Origin of the sequence: Rhizobium sp. NZLR11 (assembly GCF_019685115.1) — a bacterium.
GTDB lineage: Bacteria > Pseudomonadota > Alphaproteobacteria > Rhizobiales > Rhizobiaceae > Rhizobium.
Genome location: NZ_JABDWD010000004.1, coordinates 128,909 through 153,430 on the forward strand (window position 1 = coordinate 128,909; position 24,522 = coordinate 153,430).

The 24,522-nt window shown below is 62.0% G+C and carries 18 protein-coding genes; 7 read left to right on the forward strand and 11 right to left on the reverse strand.

The genetic code is table 11. From position 1 onward, the window contains the following. Nucleotides 1-45: 45 nt before the first annotated feature. The 3 genes from HJB83_RS09280 to rpsU form a co-directional block, all read right to left on the reverse strand. Nucleotides 46-1,698, reverse strand: a complete 1,653-nt coding sequence (locus HJB83_RS09280) for a sensor histidine kinase (protein WP_221131744.1) — start codon at nucleotides 1,696-1,698, stop codon at nucleotides 46-48. A 235-nt stretch (nucleotides 1,699-1,933) separates the two neighbouring features. Further along, complete coding sequence (locus HJB83_RS09285) at nucleotides 1,934-2,800, reverse strand: tetratricopeptide repeat protein (protein WP_207581804.1); 867 nt, start codon at nucleotides 2,798-2,800, stop codon at nucleotides 1,934-1,936. A 135-nt stretch (nucleotides 2,801-2,935) separates the two neighbouring features. Continuing rightward, nucleotides 2,936-3,148, reverse strand: a complete 213-nt coding sequence (rpsU, locus tag HJB83_RS09290) for a 30S ribosomal protein S21 (protein ID WP_207581803.1) — start codon at nucleotides 3,146-3,148, stop codon at nucleotides 2,936-2,938. 129 nt (nucleotides 3,149-3,277) lie between these two features. On the opposite strand from rpsU, the gene HJB83_RS09295 reads away from it, so the two are divergent. Both HJB83_RS09295 and HJB83_RS09300 read left to right on the forward strand, forming a co-directional pair. After that, nucleotides 3,278-3,502 (forward strand): hypothetical protein, encoded by a 225-nt coding sequence (locus HJB83_RS09295; RefSeq protein WP_221131745.1) that lies wholly within the window; start codon nucleotides 3,278-3,280, stop codon nucleotides 3,500-3,502. Between the two features lie 4 nt (nucleotides 3,503-3,506). Beyond that, nucleotides 3,507-5,678, forward strand: a complete 2,172-nt coding sequence (locus tag HJB83_RS09300; protein WP_207584376.1) for a CHASE2 domain-containing protein — start codon at nucleotides 3,507-3,509, stop codon at nucleotides 5,676-5,678. Nucleotides 5,679-5,683: 5 nt separating this feature from the next. Here HJB83_RS09300 and HJB83_RS09305 read toward each other — a convergent pair whose 3' ends face one another. Continuing rightward, a complete protein-coding gene (locus HJB83_RS09305; RefSeq protein ID WP_207581802.1) occupies nucleotides 5,684-6,718 on the reverse strand; it encodes a FecR domain-containing protein in 1,035 nt (344 codons plus the stop codon). 298 nt (nucleotides 6,719-7,016) lie between these two features. On the opposite strand from HJB83_RS09305, the gene HJB83_RS09310 reads away from it, so the two are divergent. The 5 genes from HJB83_RS09310 to HJB83_RS09330 all read left to right on the forward strand — a co-directional run bounded on the left by HJB83_RS09310 (nucleotide 7,017) and on the right by HJB83_RS09330 (nucleotide 12,734). Next, the gene (locus HJB83_RS09310; RefSeq protein ID WP_207581801.1) at nucleotides 7,017-8,270 is read left to right on the forward strand and encodes a sarcosine oxidase subunit beta family protein; all 1,254 of its coding nucleotides are present in this window, start codon (nucleotides 7,017-7,019) and stop codon (nucleotides 8,268-8,270) included. Between the two features lie 145 nt (nucleotides 8,271-8,415). Beyond that, complete coding sequence (locus tag HJB83_RS09315; protein WP_207581800.1) at nucleotides 8,416-8,757, forward strand: sarcosine oxidase subunit delta; 342 nt, start codon at nucleotides 8,416-8,418, stop codon at nucleotides 8,755-8,757. Beyond that, nucleotides 8,754-11,747 carry a sarcosine oxidase subunit alpha gene (locus HJB83_RS09320; protein WP_221131746.1) on the forward strand — a complete coding sequence of 998 codons (2,994 nt, stop codon included), beginning with the start codon at nucleotides 8,754-8,756 and terminating at the stop codon, nucleotides 11,745-11,747. Before HJB83_RS09315 ends, HJB83_RS09320 begins: the two co-directional genes overlap by 4 nt. Next, nucleotides 11,740-12,288, forward strand: coding sequence for a sarcosine oxidase subunit gamma (locus tag HJB83_RS09325; RefSeq protein WP_207581798.1), 549 nt, complete (start codon nucleotides 11,740-11,742; stop codon nucleotides 12,286-12,288). Before HJB83_RS09320 ends, HJB83_RS09325 begins: the two co-directional genes overlap by 8 nt. Nucleotides 12,289-12,335: 47 nt before the next feature. Further along, a complete protein-coding gene (locus HJB83_RS09330) occupies nucleotides 12,336-12,734 on the forward strand; it encodes a VOC family protein (RefSeq protein WP_207581797.1) in 399 nt (132 codons plus the stop codon). Nucleotides 12,735-12,749: 15 nt separating this feature from the next. On the opposite strand, the gene HJB83_RS09335 is transcribed toward HJB83_RS09330, so the two are convergent. The 7 genes from HJB83_RS09335 to HJB83_RS09365 all read right to left on the reverse strand — a co-directional run bounded on the left by HJB83_RS09335 (nucleotide 12,750) and on the right by HJB83_RS09365 (nucleotide 24,352). Further along, on the reverse strand, nucleotides 12,750-13,238 hold the full coding sequence (locus tag HJB83_RS09335; RefSeq protein WP_207581796.1) for a MaoC family dehydratase: 489 nt from the start codon (nucleotides 13,236-13,238) through the stop codon (nucleotides 12,750-12,752). Between the two features lie 89 nt (nucleotides 13,239-13,327). Further along, a complete protein-coding gene (glgX, locus tag HJB83_RS09340) occupies nucleotides 13,328-15,307 on the reverse strand; it encodes a glycogen debranching protein GlgX (RefSeq protein WP_221116625.1) in 1,980 nt (659 codons plus the stop codon). 12 nt (nucleotides 15,308-15,319) lie between these two features. Continuing rightward, on the reverse strand, nucleotides 15,320-16,951 hold the full coding sequence (locus HJB83_RS09345; protein WP_207581794.1) for an alpha-D-glucose phosphate-specific phosphoglucomutase: 1,632 nt from the start codon (nucleotides 16,949-16,951) through the stop codon (nucleotides 15,320-15,322). A 6-nt stretch (nucleotides 16,952-16,957) separates the two neighbouring features. Continuing rightward, on the reverse strand, nucleotides 16,958-18,400 hold the full coding sequence (gene glgA, locus HJB83_RS09350; RefSeq protein WP_207581793.1) for a glycogen synthase GlgA: 1,443 nt from the start codon (nucleotides 18,398-18,400) through the stop codon (nucleotides 16,958-16,960). Between the two features lie 3 nt (nucleotides 18,401-18,403). Further along, complete coding sequence (glgC, locus tag HJB83_RS09355) at nucleotides 18,404-19,666, reverse strand: glucose-1-phosphate adenylyltransferase (protein WP_207581792.1); 1,263 nt, start codon at nucleotides 19,664-19,666, stop codon at nucleotides 18,404-18,406. Nucleotides 19,667-19,685: 19 nt separating this feature from the next. Further along, the gene (gene glgB, locus HJB83_RS09360; RefSeq protein ID WP_207581791.1) at nucleotides 19,686-21,893 is read right to left on the reverse strand and encodes a 1,4-alpha-glucan branching protein GlgB; all 2,208 of its coding nucleotides are present in this window, start codon (nucleotides 21,891-21,893) and stop codon (nucleotides 19,686-19,688) included. Beyond that, the gene (locus tag HJB83_RS09365; protein ID WP_207581790.1) at nucleotides 21,890-24,352 is read right to left on the reverse strand and encodes a glycogen/starch/alpha-glucan phosphorylase; all 2,463 of its coding nucleotides are present in this window, start codon (nucleotides 24,350-24,352) and stop codon (nucleotides 21,890-21,892) included. The genes glgB and HJB83_RS09365 overlap by 4 nt, the downstream gene beginning before the upstream one ends. Between the last annotated feature and the right edge of the window lie 170 nt (nucleotides 24,353-24,522).

The window sequence follows — 24,522 nt, forward strand, 5'->3', positions numbered from 1 at the left end:
GGAATGACCTGTTCGAAACGGGTAGAGGTGGCGAATGTTCCTAGCTTATTCCCGCTCCAGCGTGCCACGCTGTGCCGTCAGCACCCATAACAGGCCTTCGGGCCGAAAATCGACCTGCACCGTGCCGCGGAAGGCGGAGGCGGCATGGGCCTTGATAACGGTCGTGCCGAAGCCAGAGCGCGATGGCTCTACGACCGGCGGGCCGCCGCGCTCCTCCCAACTGAAGCGGAGCAGGGCATCCGGCTTGTCTTCCTCCGCGACATCGCGCCATTCGAAGCGGACACGGCCTTGCGGGACGGATAGCGCACCGTATTTCACCGAATTGGTGGCAAGTTCATGCAGGGCAAGACCAAGGTTCTGAACGGCATCCGGCTTCAGGATGAAATCTTTTCCTGTGATTTCGATCTGTTCGCGCGATTGCGGGAAGGCCTGCAGGTGGATGTCGACCACCCGCCGCAGCGACACGCCTCCCCATTGCTCGCTGGTCAGGAGCTCGATCGAACGCACCAGCCCCTCGAGGCGGTCGGCGACGGCGGCCTGGAAGGTCTCGACGCTGTCGGCTTGTTTGGCGAGCTGGCGCATCATTGCCTGGGCTAGCGTCAAAAGGTTCTTGGTGCGGTGGACAAGCTCGTGCATAACGAAGCGCAGCCGGTCCTCGTTTTGACTGCGATCGAAGGAGGCGTTCGACAGGGCGATCGCTACCTGGTTCGCCTCGATGACGCTGGTTTCGACCGGCGAGACGATATGGCCTTCGCCCATGCGGTTCGCCATTCCGGCAATATCGCGGATGGTGGTACGCACCTGCCGTGCGACGGCATAGGCGCCGAGCACGGCGACCAGCAGAAGGGCCACGCCGCCGATGATGAGGAAACGCCAGGTGCTGAGGATCGACGCCTGAGCGATCGGTCCCCAGATCACCGTTTTCCACGACCAGCCGGGAATCCTGGCATAACCGAGCAGCATGTGTGGCAGGATCGCCTCGTCCTGGAAGACGCCGCGTGGAGCGGTGAACGCCGGCAGGATGCGCGGATCGAAGGGCGTGCCGGGTTCGAGATTGGCCGGGCCGGTGGCGGCGACCACGTGGCCGCTTTGATCGATGACAGCGGCCGACCAGCCGGGAGCAAGGCCCTCGGTTGTCACGAGCTTGCTCAGATCCTTGGCATCCTGGGTGATGATGAGGGCTGCGACGGGATCGTTCGCCCGCGGCAAGGTGACGTTATACACCCAGTCGCCGCTGATGCGGCCGCGAAAGACGTCGGAAGCCTCGATTCGGCCGGAGGTCATGACCGACTGGAGGGCGGTGATGTTCGCTACCTCGCCGAGTGGCGTGCCGAAGGCTCGGCGCGTGTTCAGGAGTTGCTGGCCGGTGCGGTCGACGGCGATGACGAACAGCGTATTGTCTCGGAGGGCGGTTTCCGTGCGCGCGTGGAAGGCGGCAAGATTACCGTTTTCGAGCTCCGGTGAGCTCGAAAGCAGCCGCAGCGTCGTCGCCATGTCCTGAAGCTGACGGTCGATGATCCGCGAAAGGGCGAGTGCATCCTGGGCCGTCTCGCGTCTCAGCGTCGAACGCTGGTTGTCTTCCAGCTGCAGCAGAAGCAGCGTCACAAAGGCGAAGATCGGCAGGGCGATCGCCACCGCCATGGCGACGAGGTAAGTGCCGATCGAGGCTTTGGGAAAGAACAGCGCGACGATCTTCATCTGTTGCGCCACGTCTCATGCGCTGGCGAAAGACAACAGAGTTCGCGAGCGGTCAGGAAAGCAAAGATCCGCATCTCTCGCAAGCCGCCCTCAATAAGTTTCGAACACCCGATAGCAGGCTATCGAAGCAGCGCCATGTTAGGGGGAGCAAGAGCAGGTTGCAACATACTATGATATGTCATCGAGGACGACGAGCCCTGCGGCGGCCGATTTGCCCGCCGCCCAGCTGATGTCCTTAGCCGGCGGAAGCACCGACGCGGGCGAGACCGTCGCGAGCTGGCTGGTACTTCGGATCGAGGCCGACGGCGTGACGATAGGACCGGGTGGCCTTCGCCTTGTCGCCGCGGCGTTCGTAGACGAGCGCCTGGTTGGCCCAGGATTCGGCAATGTTGCCGTTAAGCTCGATCGCGTGGTTGAAATCGGCAAAGGCGTTGTCGTTGTCGTTCAGTGCGATGTAGGAAATGCCGCGGCCATTATAGGGCTCGGGCGAATTCGGCGCGAGCGAGATCGCCTTCGAGAAATCGTCGATCGCCTTATCCTGCTGATTGCGCTTCTGATAGATCAGGCCACGATTGTGATAGGCACGGCCATCGGTGGTGCCAAGCTGGATCGCCTTGTCGAAATCGTTGAAGGCCTGATCATCCTGGCCGGCCGTGCGGTAGACATTGCCGCGGCCGATATAGGCGACGTCATAGCTCGGATTGATCTGCAACGCGGCATTGTAATCGCCGATCGCCTGGGCCTGCTGACCCATGTTGCGATAGACGAGGGCACGATTGGCGTAGGCCTGGAAAAACCGTGGATTGATCTGCAGCGCCGTATTGAAATCATTCAGAGCCGGACGGAACTGGCCGGCGCGGCCATAGGCGGAGCCACGGACATTGTAGCCTTCGGGATCCTTGGGATTGGCGTTGATAACCGCCGTCAGCGAGGCGATATTCTCTTCCGAGCCCTGCGCCTTGTCGATGCGGATCACCGCATCCGAGGTATTGGTCGTCTCGCAGCCGGCGAGGGCGAACATTGCCGCTAGCGCCAAAGCGGGCAGGAATGCGGTTTTCTGCAAGCGCAAAGCGCGGGACGGATTGAAGGTGTTGACAGCCATTCGGGCTCGATTTCCCCATGCGGCATATCCGGTGCGCGGATATGCGATCTTCAGCGGCAAACTAAAAAAGGCGGCGGCGAACCCATCGCCCCCGCCACAATGCATCTGAAAACGTCGAAAAAACGACGGCAACGCTCAGTGTGCGACCAGACCTTCGCGCTGGGCGCGCTTGCGGGCCAGCTTGCGAACGCGACGAACAGCCTCGGCCTTTTCGCGAGCACGCTTCTGCGACGGCTTCTCGTAGTAGTCACGCATCTTCATTTCGCGGAAAACGCCTTCGCGCTGCATCTTCTTCTTGAGAACGCGGAGAGCCTGATCAACATTGTTATCGCGGACAAGTACCTGCACGAGAATCACGTTCCTTTGGTTGGTTGATGCCGGCGGCGGCGCAGCGCCAGGGGCAAAAATATAACGTTCGCGCGGCCGCAGCCTTGCGATTGGTCATGCCAGATAGCAGATCGGGTTTAGGAAGTCCAGATGGATATGGGAAGCGGGGTGGAAAAATCCCGCTTGCCCTATCAGGTCAAGATCCGGCTCTGGCGCGACTTCGTCCAGCGCGGCGATCTCCTCCATGAGAGCGGTCCTGGCCCGGAGGCGATCGTTTACCCGGATGCATGCGCGAATGGCATTTGGACCGAAAGCGGCGTAGCCTATCGGCAGGTGCGAGCCGTTCTGCCGGCCGTCGAGGGAAACACCCGGTGAGATCATGACGCGCGTCCAGCAAATCGGTGTCGCTATCGGCCTGGCGATCGTGGCTCTGCTGACGATCCTGCGGGCAGGCGATCCCGCGATTTTCAAGCTGATCCGCGGCGTGACTTTCGACGAATATCAGCGTCTGGTTCCGAGGACCTTCGAGCCGATGCCGGTCCGCGTGATCGACATCGACGAGGCCTCGTTACGGGAATTCGGTCAATGGCCATGGCCGCGGGACCGTTTGGCCCTGCTGGTGGACCGGCTTTCGCAGATGGGCGCTTCGGCCATCGCCTTCGATATTCTTTTCGCCGAGCCGGACCGGCTGTCGCCGCGCAATGTTGTCAGCGAGGTTGCAGGCGTCGATCCTTCCCTTGCCGAGAAACTGCCTGATAATGACGAAATATTCGCCCGCTCGATTGCCGGCAAGCCCGTCGTACTCGGCTTCGGCCTTTCCAACGAGGGCCATTATCGGCCGCCTGTGAAGGCGGGTTTCGCCTTCACAGGCGAAAGCCCTGTCTCGGCTCCTCCCTATCTCGGCGCCTCGACGCCGCTCAGGCCGCAATTGGAGGCCAATGCGGCGGGGCTCGGCCATATCAGCCTCAACCCCGGCAACCCCTCGCCGGTGGTGCGGGCGGTTCCGCTGTTCCTGACCGACGGCGAGCAGCTCTATCCAAATCTCGCCATCGAGGCCCTGCGCGTCGCCCAGGGGGCGTCGACCTATGTGCTATCAGGCGCGCCCGATCGCGCCGGCATTATGACATCGGCGAAGATCGGCGATTTCGTCGTGCCGCTGACGGCGGCGGGCGAACTCTGGCTTTATGTCAGCCCCGACCGGGCTGAGCGGTACATATCCGCCCGGCAGATGCTTGCGGCCGAAGGGGCTTCTCCCGAGGTCGCGGCTGCCATTAACGGCAGCATCGTCTTCGTCGGCACATCGGCGGCCGGGCTCCAGGACATCCGCGTCACGGCGCTCGGCGAGAACGTTCCTGGCGTTTCGCTGCATGCGCAGGCCGTCGAGCAGATCCTCTCCGGCCATTTCCTGTCGCGGCCCGACTGGGCGGACGGGCTGGAAATCCTTGTCATCGCGGTGCTCGGATGCCTTCTCGTCGTGGTGACGACCTTCGTCAGCCCGGCCGTCGCGCTGATCTGCGGCCTGTTGATTACGGCAATGGCGCTCGTGGCATCCTGGGTGTCGTTTCTTTATGCGGGGCTTCTTTTCGATCCGCTGGCGCCGATTGTCAGCGGATCAATCATCCATTTTGCCGCGACCTCATTCCGGATCCTGGTGATCGACCGGGAACGGCGGGCGGTGCGGCGCGCCTTCGGGCATTATCTTTCGCCATCGCTGCTCCATCGCATCGAGCATACCCGCGATGCATTGCGCCTCGGCGGCGACGACCGTGAACTGACGGTCATGTTCGTCGATGTCAGGAACTTCACCGAGATCAGCGAGCGGCTGGCACCGACGGATGTCGTCGCATTCCTGAACACGTTGCTCGATGCGCTGAGCCGCCATGTGGTGGCCAATGAAGGTACGCTCGACAAGTTCATCGGCGATTCGATCATGGCGTTCTGGAATGCGCCCATCGATGTGGCCGATCATCAAACCAAGGCGGTCCGCGCAGCGCTTGCCATGCGTGAAACCCTGGCCGAGTTGAACGCCGGCGACGCTTTCGGCTTCGGACCCGGACAACAGGTCGGGATCGGCATCGGCATCCACACCGGCCTCGCCTGCGTCGGCAATATGGGCGCCAAAACGCGCTTCAACTATTCGGCGGTCGGTGATGCCGTCAACGTCGCGGCGCGGCTGGAATCATGCTGCAAGGAAGTCGGCTTCGACATTCTGATATCCGACAGCACGGCAAGGTCGGTGCAGGGAATGGCGCTGATCGAGGCTGGCGCCATTCCGCTCAAAGGAAAGAGCATCCGAACGCAGATCCTTGCCGTTGTCGGCGACGAACGCGTTGCCACATCGGCCGAATTTTCAGCCCTTGTTGTCGCCCACCAGCAGCTGATGCAGGCCCTGCTTGCGCATTCGAAGAACACCCGCAAGCTTGTCGGCGCAGCAAAGCTCAGGGCGGCGGGGGTGATCGACGGCCTGGCGGAATTCTATCGGCGGGTATCCGGCAGGACCGATCATTTTCGCGAGGTGAGTGATCGGTTCGAGAAGAGCGCGGCCGACTGAACGGGTCAGCGGTTGCGATTGAAACCCCAGCCCCCGTCGTGATGCCGATCCCTGTCGTAATCGTGATCGCCATCGTGATTGCCATCGCGGTCGTGTCCTTGATGATCCTGGTCATTCCCGTGATGCTGGTCGTGGTTCCCGGGCCGGTCGTGATCATCATGACCATCATGCTTGTCGGGACGATCGGGCCTGTCATGATGCGGCCTGTCGTGATCTGGCCTGTCATGATCTGGCTTGTCGTGATGCGGCTTGTCCGGCTTGTTCGGCCGCTCCTTCTGCGGCTCGGCCTGCCTCTGCGGCGGATCCTGCCTTTTGGGAACTGGCGCAATCGCCGGCGGAGGCGGTTTTCTGTCTTTTCTTTCCGGCGCGGCTGACGCCATATTGCAGCCGCCGATCATGCCGATGCCGCCTGAAAGCCGCTGATTGCCGGAGAGAAAGGGGAGCGCGCGGGGATTTCCGAGCGTATCGAGAATGCTGGGATCGACCCGGCGTGCCGCCGACATATTGCCGTTCGGCTTGGCCACCACGCAATCGCAGCGTTGCTGCAACTGCCGGCAGCCGCCCGGGCCGCAAAACCGAGCCGCGCCATTCAACAGGACGACGGCGGTCGTGCCATCAGGGCCGACGTAGAAATCGAAAGCGGTGCCGCGCACCCCGATCGTGCCGGCGGGCGTCAGGATCTGGTAGGCTGAGGAGTTGGAACTGCCGCTCACCCAGCGGAACGTACCCTTTGCCGCTCTGATGGTCAGTTTCTTGACCGATTGGGAATCATCGAAGACATATTTGTCGATCACGACCGACGAGCCCCAGCCCACTGCGAGCTTCGTGCCGTCACGGAACAGGAACTGGCCAAGTCCCGATGGGGATGTCTTGATGCGTTCGTTGCGATGGACGCTGGTGTCGACTTCGATCGGGCCGCTCTCTCCCGTCACCTCCGTCTTGATGACGACAGCTTGGCCGACCGGCTCGGCGGCGAGTGCCGGTTGCGCGCCAACAACCACAATGCAAAACGCCTGGAGTAATGAACGCCGACCCCACATGATACAGGAACCCCGGAAACATAAGGTGAATTAACATTTTAGTAACTGGTTGTCTTCTCGCCCACTTGGGCTAGGACCGGGCGGCTGGCCGAGGAAAGGTCAGCTTTGCCTTATCCCGCCGAACGGCTTTCGCAAGCAGCGCACGATGTCGTCTGAAAACCGCGCCGTTTTCGGCATCATGTCGCTTAGTGTCAAAAGCAAAGCTCTCGCGCGTCGCAAAACAACCGTTGTGCCGCATTTGGATTTGCGATTTGTATGGGCGCGGAGAACAGCCCTTTCCTGAAGGAGAAGAAGGCGGATGCGGAAATATTCGGTTTTTGCCGTGGCGAGGGAGGCCCTTCGTGGCCACAAGGGCTGGGAGAAGCAGTGGACTTCGCCGGAGCCGCGCGCCGAATATGATGTCATCATCATCGGCGCCGGCGGCCACGGGCTGGGTGCTGCCTACTATCTCGCCAAGGAGCACGGCATCACCAATGTGGCGGTGATCGAGAAAGGCTGGCTCGGCGGCGGCAATACCGGGCGCAACACCACCATTATCCGCTCGAATTATCTCTACGAAGAGAGCATGCACATTTACGAGCATTCGATGAAGCTCTGGGAAGGGCTTTCCCAGGAGCTCAACTACAACGTGATGTATTCGCCGCGCGGCGTGATGATGCTCTCGCACAATATTCACGACCAGCAGTCGTTCAAGCGGCATATCCATGCCAACCGGCTCTACGGCATCGACAATGAATGGCTGACGCCGGAGCAGGCGAAGGCCTATTGTCCGCCGCTCGATATCTCGGCCAGCGCACGTTATCCGATCAACGGGGCAGCGCTGCAGCGGCGCGGCGGCACGGCGCGGCACGACGCGGTCGCCTGGGGTTATGCGCGCGCAGCCTCAGACCGCGGGGTGCACATCATCCAGAATTGCGAAGTGACCGGCATCCGCCGCGGCCCCGATGGGCGCGTGACCGGGGTCGAGACCTCGCGCGGCTTCATCGGCGCCAAGAAAGTCGCCGTGTCGGCGGCCGGCCATACGACGACAATCATGAAGATGGCCGATGTACGCGTGCCGCTGCAATCGAGCCCGCTGCAGGCCCTGGTCTCCGAGCCGTTGAAGCCGATCTTTCCGTGTGTCGTCATGTCGAACACGGTGCATGCCTATATCTCCCAGTCCGACAAGGGAGAGCTCGTCATCGGTGCCGGCACCGACCAGTATAATTCCTATTCACAGACCGGCGGCTTGCAGATCATCACCCACACGCTCGACGCCATCTGCGAGCTTTTCCCGATGTTCCGCCGCGTCAAGATGATGCGGCAATGGGGCGGCATCGTCGACAATACGCCGGATCGTTCGGCGATCCAGTCGAAGACGCCTGTTCCCGGGCTCTACGTCAATTGCGGCTGGGGAACCGGCGGGTTCAAAGCGACGCCGGGCTCGGCCAATCTCTTCGCGCATCTGATTGCTCGCGATGAGCCGCACAAATTCAATGCCGGGCTGACACTGGAGCGTTTCCGCAGTGGCCGGCTGATCGACGAGGCGGCGGCGGCGGCGGTGGCGCACTGATGACGAATATCATGACTGAGATTTTGTGGGGCGTGCCATCCTCGCTTCCCGCTCGGATGCTCGCTCCTTTCGTCGCTCACCCCCTCATCCGCCTTTCAGGCACCTTCTTCCCGCTGGGGAGAAGGGGAGGAGAAGGAAATCACACATGCTGCTGATCCATTGCCCTTACTGTCAGGAAGAGCGCTCGGAGCTTGAGTTCCGCGGTGCCGGTGACGCGCATATCGTGCGGCCCGCCGATATCGCCTCGATCTCGGACGAGGAGTTCGAGGCCTATTTCTTTATGCGCGACAATCCGAAGGGGCTGATCTTCGAACGCTGGCGGCACATCCATGGCTGCGGGCGCTTCTTCAACGCGGCGCGCGATACGGTGAGCGACAAGTTCATCGTGACTTACAAGGCGGGTGAACCGAAGCCTGAGATCGGTGCGGCGGCCCAGCAGCATGCGCCTGTCGAGACATATGAAGCCGTGGAAGGAGAGGCGCAATGAGCGGCGTGAACCGTATCGTCGGCAAGGGGCGCCTGACACCGGCCAAAACAGCGCGCTTCAGCTTCGACGGCAAGACCTATACGGCGCTCGAAGGCGATACCGTCGCCTCGGCGCTGATCGCCAACGGTGTGCATCTCGTCGGCCGTTCGTTCAAATATCACCGGGCCCGCGGCATTCTGTCGGCAGGGGCCGAGGAGCCGAATGCGCTGATCGACGTTGCCCGCGATACGGCGCGCAAGCAGCCGAACGTGCGCGCCACCGTGCAGGAAGTTTTCGACGGCATGATCGTCACCTCGCAGAACCGTTGGCCGTCGCTTGCCTTCGACGTCGGCGCGGTCAACAACCTGATGTCGCCGTTCTTCGCCGCCGGTTTCTACTACAAGACCTTCATGTGGCCGCGTGCCGCCTGGAAACATGTCTACGAACCGATCATTCGTCGCGCCGCTGGTCTCGGCGTCGCGCCGACGGAAGAGGATCCCGATCATTATGCCAGCCGCTATGCCCATTACGACGTGCTGGTGGTTGGCGCCGGCCTTGCCGGGCTTTCAGCGGCGCTGGCCGCTGCCGAGAGCGGCGCCAGGGTGATCCTGTGCGACGAGCAGGCGGAAGCGGGCGGGGCGTTGCGTTACGATACCGGCGTGACGATCGACGGACAGGACGGCAATAGCTGGGCGCAGAAGGCCGTGACTCGCCTGAAGGCTATGGACAATGTCGAAGTGCTGGTCCGCACGACCGCCTTCGGCTACTACAACCACAATTTCGTCGGTCTTGCCGAGCGCGTCACCGATCATATCGCCAAGCCTTCCCGCGATCTGCCGCGCGAGCGGTTATGGCAGGTCCGGGCCAAGCGGGTGATCCTGGCCACCGGCGCGATCGAGCGGCACATGGTATTTCCGAACAACGACCGGCCGGGCATCATGCTGGCCTCGGCGGGGCGGATGTATCTCAATCACTACGGCGTCGCCGTCGGGACCAAGGTCGGCATCTACACGGCGCATGATTCGGCCTATGAGGCCGCTTTCGATCTGAAACGATCCGGTGTGTCGATCGCCGCCATCGTCGATAGCAGGCAGGCGCCGGGAGCGGCGGTGCTGGAAGAGGCGCGAGCGCTCGGCATCGATGTTCTGGCCGGCCAGTCGGTCGTCAACACGTCGGGACGGCTGCGCATCTCATCGATGACGGTGGCGCGCAACGGCGGTGGTTCGCCGCGCAAGATCGCGGTCGATGCGCTGCTGGTTTCGGCCGGCTGGACGCCGTCGGTGCATATGTTTTCGCAGTCGCGCGGCAAAGTGGCCTTCGATGCCGAAAGCCAACGTTTCCTGCCCGGCTCCTATGCGCAGGACTGCCTCTCGGTCGGCGCCTGCAACGGCACCGACGACCTGCAGCGGACGATCGAAGAATCGCTTGCCGCCGGCGAGCTGATGGCGCAGGCCACCGGCGGAAGCAGCGGCGAGAAGATCGCAATTTCGGCCGAGCAGGCCTATGACTGGACAGGCGGCATGATCGGCGCTGCCGAAGGCGCCGGACCGAAGACCAATGCCAAGGCCTTCATCGATTTCCAGCACGACGTCTGCGCCAAGGATATCCGCCTTGCCGTGCGCGAGGGCATGCATTCGATCGAGCATATCAAGCGCTTCACGACCAACGGCATGGCCTCCGACCAGGGCAAGCTCTCTAACATGCACGGCCTGGCGATCGCCGCCGAAATGCTTGGCAAGGAAATCCCGCAAGTCGGGCTCACCACTTTCCGTGCGCCCTATACACCGGTCACCTACGGCACGCTGATCGGCCATTCGCGCGGAGAGCTGTTCGATCCGACGCGCAAGACGCCGCTGCACGACTGGGAAGAAGCCCACGGCGCGGTCTTCGAGGATGTCGGCAACTGGAAGCGCGCCTGGTTCTATCCGCGGGCGGGCGAGACCATGCATGAGGCGGTCGGCCGCGAATGCCGGACGGCACGCGAGGCGGCAGGCATCTTCGATGCCTCGACGCTCGGCAAGATCGAGGTGGTGGGGCCGGATGCGGCGAAGTTCCTCAACCTCATCTATACCAATGCCTGGGACACGCTGAAGCCCGGCAAGGCCCGCTACGGCATCATGACCCGCGAAGACGGCTTCGTTTATGACGACGGCGTCGTCGGACGGCTGGCAGACGACCGTTTCCATGTGACGACGACGACCGGCGGTGCGCCGCGCGTTCTCCATCACATGGAAGATTATCTGCAGACGGAATTCCCGGATCTGAAGGTATGGCTGACCTCGGTGACCGAGCAATGGGCTGTCATTGCCGTGCAGGGACCGAAGGCGCGCGACATCGTCGCGCCGCTGGTCGAGGGGCTCGATCTTTCGAACGAAGCCTTCCCGCATATGAGCGTTGCCGAGTGCACGGTCTGTGGCGTGCCAGCACGGCTTTTCCGCGTCTCCTTCACCGGTGAAACCGGCTTCGAAATCAACGTGCCGGCCGATTACGGCCAGTCGGTGCTCGAGGCGGTCTGGGCCAATGCCGAGCCGCTCGGCGCCTGCGTCTACGGCACCGAGACGATGCATGTGCTTCGCGCCGAGAAGGGTTACATCATCGTCGGCCAGGATACCGATGGGACCGTAACTCCCGATGACGCCGGACTTTCTTGGGCGGTCTCGAAGAAAAAGACGGATTTTGTCGGCATCCGCGGGCTGAAGCGGCCGGACCTCGTCAAGGATGGGCGCAAGCAGCTCGTCGGCCTTATCACCGACGACCCGAAGCTGGTGCTCGAAGAAGGCGCGCAGATTGTCGCAAGCCCGAACGAGCCGAAGCCGATGACCATGCTTGGTCACGTCACATCGGCCTACTGGTCGGACAATTGCGGCAGGTCGATCGCCTTCGCGCTCGTCGCCGGCGGCCGGGCGCGGATGGGCGAGACGCTCTATGTGCCGATGGCGGACCGGACGATCGCCGTCGAAGTGACGGATATGGTGTTCTTTGACAAGGAAGGAGGCCGCATCCATGGCTGATGTTGCAATTCGCAAACCGGCGCTTGCCGGCCGTCTCGGCGGTTCCGCAACGGTGCGGCTGACGACCGCACCCACTGCAAGCCGGGTGGCGCTGCGCGCCCCGGCGGAATCGCTTGCCGCGCTTTCCTCGGCGCTCGGTCTATCCGTGCCGACCGCCCCGAAAACATCGGTCCGGGCCGGCGCCCGATCGGTGCTCTGGATCGGGCCAGACGAATGGCTGGTGATCGACGAGGACGGCGCCGATCTGATGACAGTGCTTTCGCGCGTGGGCGCCGTGCATTCGGCGACCGACGTTTCTCACCGCAATCTCGCGATCATCGTCTCGGGGCCGGGTGCGGAAAAGACGCTTGCCGCCGGCTGCCCGCAAGATCTGTCGTTGTCTTCTTTTCCGGTCGGAGCCGCGTCGCGCACGATCCTCGGCAAGGCGGAGATCGTGCTTCTGCGCACGGAAGAAGACACGTTCCGGGTGGAGTGCTGGCGGTCGTTTTCGGATTTCGTCTTCGGGCTGCTCAACGAGGCGGCTCATGACGCCGGCCATTGAGCCCGTACGGATCCCGGCTTCGTAAGTCTCATTCAAGGGATAGGTGAATGCTGCACCATGCCTCCCTCGGCGTTTCCGATATCGAGCGGTCAGCGGCATTTTACGATGCCGCCCTTGGTGCCCTCGGCTATGTCAGGGTCTGGGATGACATGAGGCCGGGGCAGACGGGACAGGCGGTCGGCTACGGCCTTCCCGGCGGCGGAGACAAACTGGCGATCAAACATCGGCCGGATGGCCAGCGTCCGGCCGGCCCGGGTTTTCATCTGGCCTTTGCCGCCCCGAGCCGCCAGGCGGTCGATCAGTTCCATGTCGCGGCAATCGCACATGGCGGCGGTGACAATGGTGGTCCAGGCTTGCGCGCCCACTACGGCGAACACTATTATGCGGCGTTCGTGATGGATCCGGACGGGCACGCACTCGAAGCCGTCTGCAATTCGGCCGAGTAACAAGCCGCGTTTCGCTCAAACGTCCTCGGGACGGTCCTTGGGGTCGAATTGGATAATGGTGATCCATTTTGCGGTCAGCGCCGGCTTCTTCTCGTTTTCGATTTCGATCGAAACGTCATAGGTGGTCATCAGCATGCCGGCGCCGCGGAAGCGGGCGTCGGAAAGCAGGAAGCGACCACGGACGCGGGCGCCGCTTTTCACCGGCGTCATGAAGCGGACGCGATCGAAACCGTAATTGATGCCCATGGTCTGCTCGCGCACTTTCGGCAGGCAATTGTAGTTCAGCGTCGACAGCAGAGATAGCGTCAGGAAACCGTGGGCGATGGTGCCGCCGAAAGGGCTCTCCGCCGCCGCGCGCTCAGGATCCACATGAATGAACTGATGGTCGTCGGTTGCCCCTGCAAAAGCGTCGATCATCGTCTGGTCGACGGTGATCCAATCCGAAAGGCCCGTTTCCATGCCGATCAATCCCCGCACGTCGGAGAGTGAAATTTCCGTGACCATAAATTCCTCGTGAAACAAGCCGCCGGCCCAAGCCTTATCGTGCATTTGTGACGATTGCGACAAGGATTTGCGCAAGCGAGAGGCTGCGGTCAATTTTCTACGAAAAAGGCGACGGACCGCGGCTCGACGGTTGCGCGGTCGCCGATTTTCTTCGCGCCCTCCGGTGTCAACTGGCGCCAGCCCGGCTCGGCCCCGGACGGCAGCGTGAAAAATTGGCGATCCCCCGAACGGTTGAAAAGCACGGCAAGCCGGGTCTGCCTGCCGCGCAAGGAGCGGTCGCCGGTCGACAGCAGCATGCCGAGCGTGGAAAGCGACGGCGTCTCCCATTCGACAACCGTCATCGGCTCGCCGGAGAGCGAAATCCATTCGACATCGCCGTTTCCTGACAGCAATCCCGTTTCGGAGAAGGCGGTGAAGCGGCGACGCAGGCCTGCGACGAAGGCGGTATGGGCGACCAGACCTTCGTCCAGCGCCTTCCAATCCAGCCAGGTGATCTCGTTGTCCTGGCAATAGGCGTTGTTGTTGCCGTGCTGGCTGCGGCCGCCCTCGTCGCCCGCCGTCAGCATGATGCTGCCGCGGGTGGCAAACAGCGTCGATATCAGCGCCGTCACATCGTCCCGGCGGCGCTTGCGGATCGTCGGATAGACGGTTTCTCCCTCGACGCCGCCATTCCACGAGTGGTTCTCGTTGTGGCCATCACGATTGTGTTCGCCATTGGCGTCATTGTGCTTTCCGGCATAGGAGACGAGATCTGTCAGCGTGAAGCCGTCATGGGCGGCGAGGAAGTTGACGCTACGCGTCTGCCTGCCGTCGTTGCGGGAGAAGATGTCGGAGGAGCCGGCGAGTGCGGTCGCCAGCGCGCCGGTCTTCCAATCGTCGCCGCGCCAGTAGCAGCGCAGATCGTCACGAACACGATCGTTCCATTCGAGGAAGGAGCTGGGGAAATTGCCGAGCTGATAACCGCCCGGGCCGATATCCCAGGGTTCGGCAATCATGATGCGGTCGGCAAGCACTTTGTCGGCGAGGATCGCGGCAAGCGTTCCGCCGTCGCGCTCGAAGCCTGTCGCGGTGCGGCCGAGAACCGGGGCAAGATCGAAGCGAAAGCCATCGACGCCGGCGTTCAACACGAAATGGCGTAGGCTATCAATGATGAGACGCCGGACCTCTGGATGGTCGCAGGCGAGCGTATTGCCGGTACCGGTGTCGTTGACGAGCTCGTTAGGGCTGCTGTGGGCGTGGCGATAATAATGCAGGTTGTCGAGACCGCGCAGCGATAGCGTCGCGCCGTAACGGTCGCTCTCGCCGGTATGGTTGAAGACGAGATCGAGGATGACGGCGATGCCTTCGGCATGGAGGGCCGCGACCGTCTGGCGCAGCTCGGCCATGCCGCCGGGGGCGAGCCGCGGATCGAGCGCCATGAAGGCGACGGGATTGTAGCCCCAGCCATTGGTGAGGCCGAGCGGCGGCAGGTGGCGTTCGTCGATCCAGGCGGTTATCGGCATCAGCTCGACGGCATCGACACCGATCCGCTTCAGATGGGCGATGACGGAGGGATGGGCAAGGGCAGCGACCGTGCCGCGCTCGGCCTCCGGCACGTCGGGATGGAGAATGGTGAAGGGCCGTACCGCCACTTCATAAATAAAGCCGCCCGGTTTGAAGAGCGGCTTGCGGATTTCGGCAGGCGTATCGGTGGTGACGATCGCCTTCGGCATCAGATCCTGGCTATCCTCGCCATAGATGCCGAGGCGGGGATCGTAGCGGAACGGCCTATCGATTTCCTTGGCGTAGGGATCGATCAGCAGTTTGGAGGGATCGTACCAGAGGCCGTTGTCAGGGGCGTAGATACCGTCGGCACGATAGCCGTAGCGAGCCCCCGCCTTCAGCCCGTCGACAAAGAGACGGTGGGTGTAGTTGCTGTCGCGCGCCATCGGCAAGCGCGCGAACTCCCTGTTGCCGTCATCCTCGAAGAGGCAGAGTTCGATTTGTGCGGCATGATGCGACCACACGCCAAATTCGACGCCGGTCTCGAAGACGATCGCGCCGCTTTGCGCCGAACTGTTCCCCCGCATGTTCCCCCCGGATCAGGTGATCACGGTTGGCGCATCGCGTCCCGTGCGTTCACGAATGCTGGCAATGCTTTCGGCGGCCGCAATCAGATCGGCGAGCGCTTCCTGCGTTTCGATGTTGTGGCGAGTCGAATCCGGCTCGTAGCGCTCGATATAGACACGCAAGGTTGCGCCAGACGTGCCGGTGCCGGACAGGCGGAAGACGACGCGGGAGCCGCCTTCGAAGAGCACGCGGACACCCTGATGCTCGCTCACCGATTTGTCGATAGGGTCGTGATAGGCGAAGTCGTCAGCCTTTTCGACCTTCAGGCTGCCGAAGCTCTTGCCGGGCAGGGTGGAAAGCTGGCTGCGGAGATTGTCCACAAGGCCGTTCGCCGCATCGGTGTCGAGACCTTCGTAGTCATGGCGCGAATAATAATTGCGGCCGTAGGTCTGCCAGTGCTGGGTGACGATATCGGCGACGCTCTCGCCGCGCACGGCAAGAATGTTCAGCCACAGCAGCACGGCCCAGAGGCCGTCCTTTTCGCGGACGTGACTGGAGCCGGTGCCGGAGCTTTCCTCACCGCAGATCGTCGCCATGCCGGCGTCGAGCAGGTTGCCGAAGAACTTCCATCCGGTCGGCGTTTCGTACATGCCGATGCCGCGCTTTTCAGCGACACGATCGGCCGCGCCCGATGTCGGCATCGAGCGGGCGATGCCGGCAAGGCCGCCGGAATAGCCGGGAGCGAGATTGGCGTTGGCGGCCAGAATCGCCAGGCTGTCGGAGGGCGTGACGAAGATGCCGCGGCCGATAATCAGATTGCGGTCGCCGTCGCCATCGGACGCGGCGCCGAAATCGGGCGCGTCATCGCCCATCATCTCATCGAAGAGTTCTTTGCAGTGAACCGGGTTGGGGTCCGGATGATGGCCGCCGAAATCCGGCAGCGGCATGAAGTTGCGCACCGATCCCAAGGGAGCGCCAAGGCGATTTTCGAAGATTTCCTTGGCATAGGGGCCGGTGACGGCGCTCATCCCATCGAAGGCAATGCGGAAGCCGAGGCTGATCAGGTTGCGGATGGCGCCGAAATCGAACAGCTCTTCCATCAGCGCGGCATAGTCCTCGACCGGGTCGATGACCGACAGGATCGTGCCGCCGGGAAGCTCGTCCTTGCCGATGCGGTCGAGATTGACGTCGGCGAAATCGGCGATCTTGTAGCTGTCGATCGTCTTGGAGCGTGCATAAATCGCGTCGGTGATCTTTTCCGGCGCCGGGCCGCCATTGTTGATGTTGTATTTGATCCCGAAATCTTCGGTCGGACCGCCGGGATTGTGGCTGGCGGAAAGAATGATGCCGCCGAAAGCCTTGTACTTGCGGATGATGTGGGAGGCGGCCGGCGTCGACAGAATGCCGCCTTTGCCGACCATGACCTTGCCGAAGCCGTTGGCGGCGGCCATCTTGATCGCCTTCTGGATGACTTCGCGATTGTAGTAGCGTCCGTCGCCGCCGATGACGAGGCACTTGCCCTGAAAGCCTTCCAGTGAATCGAAGATCGACTGGATGAAGTTCTCCGCATAGTTCGGCTGCTGGAACACCGGAACCTTCTTGCGCAGGCCCGACGTCCCGGGCTTCTGGTCCAGATAGGGCGTGGTGGGTACAGACTTGTTCATTTTAGTTCACATGCCTTTCGAGACGAGGCTTGAATAGAGGGCAGCGTAGCGTTCGGCGCTCTTCTCCCAGGAGACATCCGATTTCATGCCTTGCTTTTGCAATTGGGTCCAGAGTTTCCGGTCCGCGTAAAAATGCATTGCACGGCGGATTGCCTGTAGCATGCCCGTTTCCGTCACAGGTGAGAATTGTATGCCGGTTGCCACTTTCGCCGCAAGTGCGGCGTGATTGGCGTCGATCACCGTGTCATTCAGTCCGCCGGTGCGGGCGACGATCGGCACGCAGCCATAACGCAGGCCGTAAAGCTGGGTCAGGCCGCAGGGTTCGAAGCGCGAAGGGATGATGATCGCATCGCAGCCGGCCTGCATCAGATGCGACATCGGCTCGTTATAGCCGATCGAGACGCCGATGCGGCCGGGATGGCGGGCGGCGGCGGCCAGCAACGCGCCTTCAAGTGCCGCTTCGCCGGAGCCGAGCACAACGAGCTTGCCGCCCATGGCAACAATCTCGTCGGCGACGTTGGCGACGATATCCATGCCCTTCTGCCAGGTGAGACGGCTGATGACGCAGAAAATCGGGGCGTCGTCATTGTCGAGATGGAAGAATTCGGCGATCGAGCGACGGTTCTCCTCGCGGTTCTTCAGCGTCGTCGCGCCGTAATGGGTGTGGACGACGGGATCGGTCGCCGGGTTCCAGATATCGGTGTCGACGCCGTTGACGATGCCGTGCAGATTGTCGATGTGGCTGGCAATGACGCCCTCGAGCCCCATGCCGAATTCCGGCGTCAGAATCTCGTCGGCATAGGTCGGGCTGACCGTCGTAATCGCATGGGCGGTCTGCAGGCCACCCTTGAGGAAACCGACAGTTCCGTAATATTCGATGCTGTCGGTGGCGAAGGCATGGGCGGGCAGGCGCAGGCCGGGAAAGATCTCGGACCCGAACTGGCCCTGGAAGGCGATATTGTGGATGGTCAGCACGCTCGGCAGTTCCGGCGTCGGATAATAGCGCATGTAGACCGAGGTCAGCGCCGCCTGCCAGTCGTGGGTATGGACGAGATCCGGCCGCCAGCCGGGCAGCAGGCCGGCGGCGATCTCGGAGGCGGCGAGCGATAGAGCGGCGAAACGCCGCCAGTTGTCGGGATAGTCCTTGCCGAGCGGATCGACGTAGGGGCCGCCCGGCCTGTCGTAATAGGCCGGCGCATCGAGAATGAGCAGATCGAGGCCCTCGTGCTGGACCTCAAGTACGGTCGCCGGCTCACCGAGCAGGTCGGGGAGTTCGAGCATGACGACCGGGTCGCGAATGACCTTCATGACGGCGGGATAGCCGGGCAGAAGGGTCTTGGTCTCGACCCCGAAGGCTTGCAGAGCAATCGGCAGGGCGCCTGACACATCGGCCAGGCCCCCTGTCTTGATCAAAGGGAAGACTTCGGATGAAACCGAAAGAACTTTCATAAGTCAGATATCCAGCTTGTCGATCATCGGTTGGGTGATCAGGCAGATGCCGCTTTCCGTCCGCCGGAAGCGCTTGGCGTCGAGTTTCGGATCTTCACCGACGACCAGGCCTTCCGGAATGACGACACCATGGTCGATCACCACATCCTTGAGCTGCGCCCGCCGTCCGATCTTCACGTTCGGCAGGATGACCGCTCCTTCCAATTTGGAGAAGGAGTTGGCCCTGACACCGGTAAAGAGCAGGCTGTTGTTGAGGCTGGCGCCGGAGATGATGCAGTCGCCGGAGACAACGGAGGAGGTGGCCGAGCCGCGGCGATCCTCGTCGTCGTGGACGAATTTCGCCGGCGGGGTGATCTCGGCATAGGTCCAGATCGGCCAGGACTTGTCGTAGATATCAAGCTCCGGAACGATCGCCGTCAGGTCGATATTGGCCTGCCAATAGGCGTCGATCGTGCCGACGTCGCGCCAATAGGGCTCGTGCTCGAAATCGGAACGGACGCAGGACTTGGCGAAACGGTGGGCGACTGCCTTACCGTTGTTGACAATATAGGGGATGATGTCCTTGCCGAAGTCGCGGCTGGAGTTCGGGTCGGCGGCGTCTCGGCGCAGCGCATCGAGCAGGAACTTGGTGTGGAAGACGTAGATGCCCATCGAGGCGAGGGCGAAATCCGGCTTGTCGGGAATGGGCGGCGGATCGGCCGGCTTCTCGACGAAGGCGATGATCTCGTCTTTCTCGTTGACGTGCATGACACCGAAGCCTGTCGCCTCCATGCGTGGCACTTCCAGGCAGCCGATGGTGACGTCGGCGCCGGAATCGACGTGCTGCTGCAGCATCCATTCATAGTCCATCTTGTAGACATGGTCGCCGGCGAGAATGACCATGTATTCGACACCATAATCCTCGATGATGTCGATGTTCTGATAGACGGCATCGGCTGTGCCTTCGTACCACTGCGTTTCAGAAACGCGCTGGCTGGCCGGCAGGATGTCGAAGCTCTCGTTGCGCTCAGGGCGAAAGAAGTTCCAGCCGCGCTGCATATGGCGGATCAGCGAATGCGCCTTGTATTGCGTGGCAACCCCGATGCGGCGGATGCCGGAATTCAGGGCGTTCGACAGGGCGAAATCGATGATGCGGGCCTTACCGCCGAAATAGACGGCCGGCTTGGCACGCCGGTCGGTGAGTTCCTTAAGACGGCTCCCCCTGCCGCCGGCCAGAACATAAGCCATTGCATCGCGGGCAAGTGGCTGAACGCGCTTCTCTACCATTTTCTCCTCCCACCAGTCACTAATTTTCAGGTTCAAGCATGATTGTCGCCAAGGGCGGCAAGGTGATCGAGCAGGTGATGTCGCCGCCGGCATCGACGGCCTGCACGCGCCCGCCATTGCCCTTGCCGCTGCCGCCGTAGATGTCGGCATCGGTATTCAGGATTTCCCGCCAGCGGCCTGCGGAGGGCAGGCGGATCGTGTAGTTCTCGCGGTAGACGGGGGTAAAATTGGTGATGACGGCGACCGGCTTTTGGCCCGGCGACTTGCGCAGCCAGGCAAAGACCGAATTCTGGTGGTCGTCGGCGACGAGCCATTCAAAACCTTCGCCCTCGCAATCGCGTTCATGCAACGCCGGCTTGCTGCGGTAGGTGAAATTGAGATCGCGCACCAGGCGCCGCATGCCCTCATGCATGCGATACTGCAGCAGGTTCCAATCGAGCGACTTCTCCTCGCTCCACTCGCTCCACTGGGCGAATTCCTGGCCCATGAACAACAGCTTCTTGCCGGGATAGCCCCACATATACGCGTAGTAGGCGCGCAGATTGGCGAATTTCTGCCAGTCATCGCCCGGCATCTTTGCGATCAGCGAGCCTTTGCCATGGACAACCTCGTCATGCGAGAGCGGCAGGACGAAATTTTCGGAATAGGCGTAAAGCAGGCCGAAGGTAAGCTCGTTGTGATGGTGTCCGCGGTATATGGGATCGCGGCTCATGTAGCTCAGCGTGTCGTGCATGAAGCCCATATTCCACTTGAAGCCGAAGCCGAGGCCGCCTTCATGGACCGGCTGCGAGACCTTCGGCCAGGAGGTCGATTCCTCGGCAATGGTCATGACGTTGGAATGATTGCCGTAGATGCGGATGTTGAGGTCCTGCAGAAAGCGGACCGCTTCGAGGTTTTCGTTGCCGCCATATTCGTTCGGGATCCATTCGCCGTGTTTGCGCGAATAATCGAGATAGAGCATCGAGGCGACGGCATCGACGCGCAGACCGTCGAGATGGAATTTCTCGGCCCAGTAAAGCGCGTTGTTGACGAGATAGGAAACGACCTCGGTACGGCCGAAATTGTAGATCGCCGTGCTCCAGTCCGGGTGGAAGCCCTTGCGCGGGTCTTCGTGCTCGTAGAGTGCCGTGCCGTCGAACCAGCCGAGGCCGTGCTCGTCGGTCGGGAAATGCGCTGGCACCCAGTCGAGGATGACGCCGATGCCGACCTTGTGGCAGCCGTTGACGAAACGGGCGAAACCTTCCGGCTCGCCGAAACGAGCGGTCGGTGCGTAGAGACCTGTCGTCTGGTAACCCCAGGAGGGGTCGTAGGGGTGCTCGGTGATCGGCAGGAATTCGATATGGGTGAAGCCCATGTCGTCGCAATAAGGGATGAGGCTGGAGGCGAGCTCGTCCCAGGAAAGCATCGTGCCATCGTCCCGGCGCCGCCATGAGGCGGCATGCACCTCGTAGATCGAGATCGGCTGGCGGCGCTTGTCGGTCTCGCGCCAGTGCTTCAGATGAGCTTCGTCATCCCACTCCTGTTCCAGATCGGCAGCGGTGATAGAGGCGGTCTTCGGTCGGAGTTCGCTGCGGCGGGCGAAGGGATCGGCCTTCAGCGGCAGCAGCACGCCGTCCTGGCCGCGGATTTCGAACTTGTAGGCAACGCCGATCGGTACGTCTGGGGCAAAGATTTCCCAGATGCCGCTATCGGAGCGGAAGCGCATGACGTGGCGGCGGCCATCCCAATTATTGAAATCACCGACGACAGAAACGCGCTGCGCATTCGGAGCCCAGACGGCGAAATGGATGCCCTGGGCGCCATCATGCTTGATGAGGTGGGCGCCCATCTTGTCGAACAGGCGCAGGTGTGAGCCTTGGCGGGCAAAATAATCGTCCATCGGCCCGAGCACCGGACCGAAGCTGTAGGGATCGGTGACAGCCCATTCGGCATCGCCGCGCCGGGCGCGGTAACGCACCGGCTGGAGCTTGGTGAGGGAAACCGGGCCGGCGAAGACGCCGTCGGCATGGAGCTGTTTCAGTTCGCCGATGACGCCGCCGTCGAGCGTCATCGCGGTGACTTCCTCGGCACCCGGGATGAAGCACCGGGCGACGAAGGCATCGCCTGCCTGGTGTGCACCTAGGACGGCAAAGGGATTGGAATGCGAGCCGGCAAGGATCGCCGCGATTTCATCTGCCGAAATTTCCCAGGAAAGCTTTACCTCAGGGACGGTTTTCGGCGTTTTCATCCGGCTCTCCAGATTTCGTCTGCATATTGCCTGATCGTACGGTCGGAAGAGAACCAGCCCATCCGCGCCGTGTTGTTGATTGTCTTGGTGTACCAGGCGGACTGGTCGGTCCAAATCTGATCGACTTCGCGCTGCGCCTGGGCGTAGGCGTCGAAATCGGCAGCGACCATGAACCAGTCGTGCGAATAGATGCCGTCGATCAGCGCCGTGTAACGGTTGCGGTCATCGGGCGAGAAGACGCCGGAGCTGATGGCAGCGAGCGCCTGGGCGAGTTCGCGCGAGCCCTCGATGATGGCGCGGGGATTGTGACCATCGCTGCGGACCTTTGAGACCTCGTCGGCCTTGAGGCCGAAGATGACGATGTTGTCCTCGCCGACATTGTCGCGCATCTCGACGTTGGCGCCATCGAGCGTGCCGATGGTCAGCGCACCGTTCAAGCCGAACTTCATGTTGCCGGTACCGGACGCTTCCATGCCGGCGGTCGATATCTGTTCGGAGAGGTCGGCGGCCGGAACCATGACTTCGGCGAGCGAGACATTGTAATTCGGCACGAAGACGATCTTCAGCAGGCCGCGCACCGACGGATCATTGTTGATCGTGCGGGAGACGTCGTTGATCAGTTTGATGATCAGCTTGGCGTTGTAGTAACTCGGCGCCGCCTTGCCGGCGAAGAGTTTCACGCGCGGCACCCAGTCGAGCTCGGGATGCGAGCGGATCTGGTCGTAGAGCGCGACGGCTTCGATGATGTTCAGCAGCTGACGCTTGTATTCATGGATGCGCTTGATCTGGATGTCGAATATCGCCGACGGATCGAGCTTCACGCCCATGCGGCTGGCGACTAGGTTGGAGAGCGCCACCTTGTTCGCCCGCTTTACCGCTGCGAACTTCTCCTGGAAGCTCGGATCCGAAGCATGCGCCTCGAGCGGGCGCAGCTTCTCGGCGTCGTCGAGGAATTCGTCGCCGATCGCCTCGCGGATCAGGCCGGTGAGACCGGGATTGCACTGCTGCAGCCAGCGGCGCGGCGTGATGCCGTTGGTCTTGTTGTTGATGCGATTGGGATAGAGTTTATGCAGGTCGGCAAAGACCGTGACCTTCATCAGGTCGGTGTGCAGGGCAGAGACGCCGTTGATCGAATGCGAGCCGACGAAAGCAAGGTTACCCATGCGCACGCGGCGGTCGCCACTTTCATCGATCAGCGAGATCGAGCGGATTTCCCCGTCGGAGAAGTTTTTGCCTTTGCGCGCGTCGATCAGAATCTTGGCGTTGATCGCATAGATGATCTGCATGTGGCGCGGCAGCAGACGCTCGAACAGCGGCACCGCCCAGCTTTCCAGCGCTTCCGGCAGAAGCGTGTGGTTGGTGTAGGAGAAGGTCCGGCGGGTGATATCCCAGGCCTGGTCGAAATCCATCCCGTGTACATCACAGAGCAGACGCACGAGTTCGGCGACCGAGACGGCGGGATGGGTGTCGTTCAGCTGGATCGCTACCTTGTCCGGCAGCGAAGTGAAATCGTCATATTGCTGCAGATGACGGCGCAGGATGTCCTGCAGCGAGGCTGAGGAGAAGAAGAATTCCTGGCGCAGGCGCAGTTCCTGGCCGGCCGGGGTGGCGTCGGCAGGATAGAGGACCCGGGTCAGGCTTTCGGCCTTGTTGCTTTCGCGCAGCGCCCCGATGTGGTCGCCGGCATTGAAGGCATCGAGCAGGATCGGATCGATCGGCTGCGCCGACCAGAGGCGCAAGGTGTTGACGCGCTTGCCGCGCCAGCCGACGGCCGGCGTGTCGAAGGCGGCGGCGATGACGCGCTCGGCCGGTTTCCAGACGTAACGCGGCTGGTCGTCATGGGTTGTGATGAATTCGACGGCGCCGCCGAAGCCGATTTCATAGGCGCTCTCGCGGCGCTCGAACTCCCAGGGATTACCGTGGGCGAGCCAGTTTTCCGGCAGCTCCACCTGCCAGCCGTCGGCCAACTGCTGGCGGAAAAGGCCGTGGACATAGCGGATGCCGTAGCCATAGGCGGGGACGTCGACCGTCGCCATGCTTTCCATGAAACAGGCCGCCAGACGGCCGAGGCCGCCGTTGCCGAGGGCGGCATCCGGCTCGAGGCCGGCAATGACGTTGACGTCGACGCCGAGCGAGGCGAGTGCATCGCGCACCTCCTCCATCAGCCCGAGGTTCGAGACGGCATCGCGCATCAGGCGGCCGATCAGGAATTCGAGGGAAAGATAATAAACGCGCTTGGCGCCGGTCGCGTAAACTTCGCGGGTGGAGGCCATCCATCTGTCGATGATGCGGTCGCGCACCACCAGGATTGTTGCCGTCAGCCAGTCATGCGGCTTTGCCACCTTGGCATCCTTGCCGATGCGGTAGGTCAGGCGTTCGATGATTTCTTCGGCGAGAATTTCCGGCTTTGAGCTGCGCGGGGCGGGGGAGGGGATAACCGGCTTGGAAACGGTGTTCATTGTCAGGTCTCGCCAATTTTAATTTGGTTTCAGGATGTTATGCCTGATCTAATCGATTTGTCGCTCGCATCGACGACAGTTTATGCATCGTTACTAAGCACTTGCAACAAAGGATTTGGACAAACGAAAAAATTGCGAAACCTTCATATTCACAGGGTTCAAGGGGGTTG

Excerpts from the sequence above, each read along its gene's own strand:
- glgC (WP_207581792.1), bottom strand. The coding sequence starts at position 19,666 with ATGGTAGAGAAGCGCGTTCAGCCACTTGCCCGCGATGCAATGGCTTAT.
- HJB83_RS09295 (WP_221131745.1), top strand. The coding sequence starts at position 3,278 with ATGGATATGGGAAGCGGGGTGGAAAAATCCCGCTTGCCCTATCAGGTC.
- HJB83_RS09320 (WP_221131746.1), top strand. The coding sequence starts at position 8,754 with ATGAGCGGCGTGAACCGTATCGTCGGCAAGGGGCGCCTGACACCGGCC.
- HJB83_RS09335 (WP_207581796.1), bottom strand. The coding sequence starts at position 13,238 with ATGGTCACGGAAATTTCACTCTCCGACGTGCGGGGATTGATCGGCATG.
- HJB83_RS09315 (WP_207581800.1), top strand. The coding sequence starts at position 8,416 with ATGCTGCTGATCCATTGCCCTTACTGTCAGGAAGAGCGCTCGGAGCTT.
- HJB83_RS09285 (WP_207581804.1), bottom strand. The coding sequence starts at position 2,800 with ATGGCTGTCAACACCTTCAATCCGTCCCGCGCTTTGCGCTTGCAGAAA.
- glgB (WP_207581791.1), bottom strand. The coding sequence starts at position 21,893 with ATGAAAACGCCGAAAACCGTCCCTGAGGTAAAGCTTTCCTGGGAAATT.
- HJB83_RS09280 (WP_221131744.1), bottom strand. The coding sequence starts at position 1,698 with ATGAAGATCGTCGCGCTGTTCTTTCCCAAAGCCTCGATCGGCACTTAC.
- glgA (WP_207581793.1), bottom strand. The coding sequence starts at position 18,400 with ATGAAAGTTCTTTCGGTTTCATCCGAAGTCTTCCCTTTGATCAAGACA.
- HJB83_RS09300 (WP_207584376.1), top strand. The coding sequence starts at position 3,507 with ATGACGCGCGTCCAGCAAATCGGTGTCGCTATCGGCCTGGCGATCGTG.
- glgX (WP_221116625.1), bottom strand. The coding sequence starts at position 15,307 with ATGCGGGGGAACAGTTCGGCGCAAAGCGGCGCGATCGTCTTCGAGACC.
- HJB83_RS09325 (WP_207581798.1), top strand. The coding sequence starts at position 11,740 with ATGGCTGATGTTGCAATTCGCAAACCGGCGCTTGCCGGCCGTCTCGGC.
- HJB83_RS09345 (WP_207581794.1), bottom strand. The coding sequence starts at position 16,951 with ATGAACAAGTCTGTACCCACCACGCCCTATCTGGACCAGAAGCCCGGG.
- HJB83_RS09310 (WP_207581801.1), top strand. The coding sequence starts at position 7,017 with ATGCGGAAATATTCGGTTTTTGCCGTGGCGAGGGAGGCCCTTCGTGGC.
- HJB83_RS09330 (WP_207581797.1), top strand. The coding sequence starts at position 12,336 with ATGCTGCACCATGCCTCCCTCGGCGTTTCCGATATCGAGCGGTCAGCG.
- HJB83_RS09305 (WP_207581802.1), bottom strand. The coding sequence starts at position 6,718 with ATGTGGGGTCGGCGTTCATTACTCCAGGCGTTTTGCATTGTGGTTGTT.
- HJB83_RS09365 (WP_207581790.1), bottom strand. The coding sequence starts at position 24,352 with ATGAACACCGTTTCCAAGCCGGTTATCCCCTCCCCCGCCCCGCGCAGC.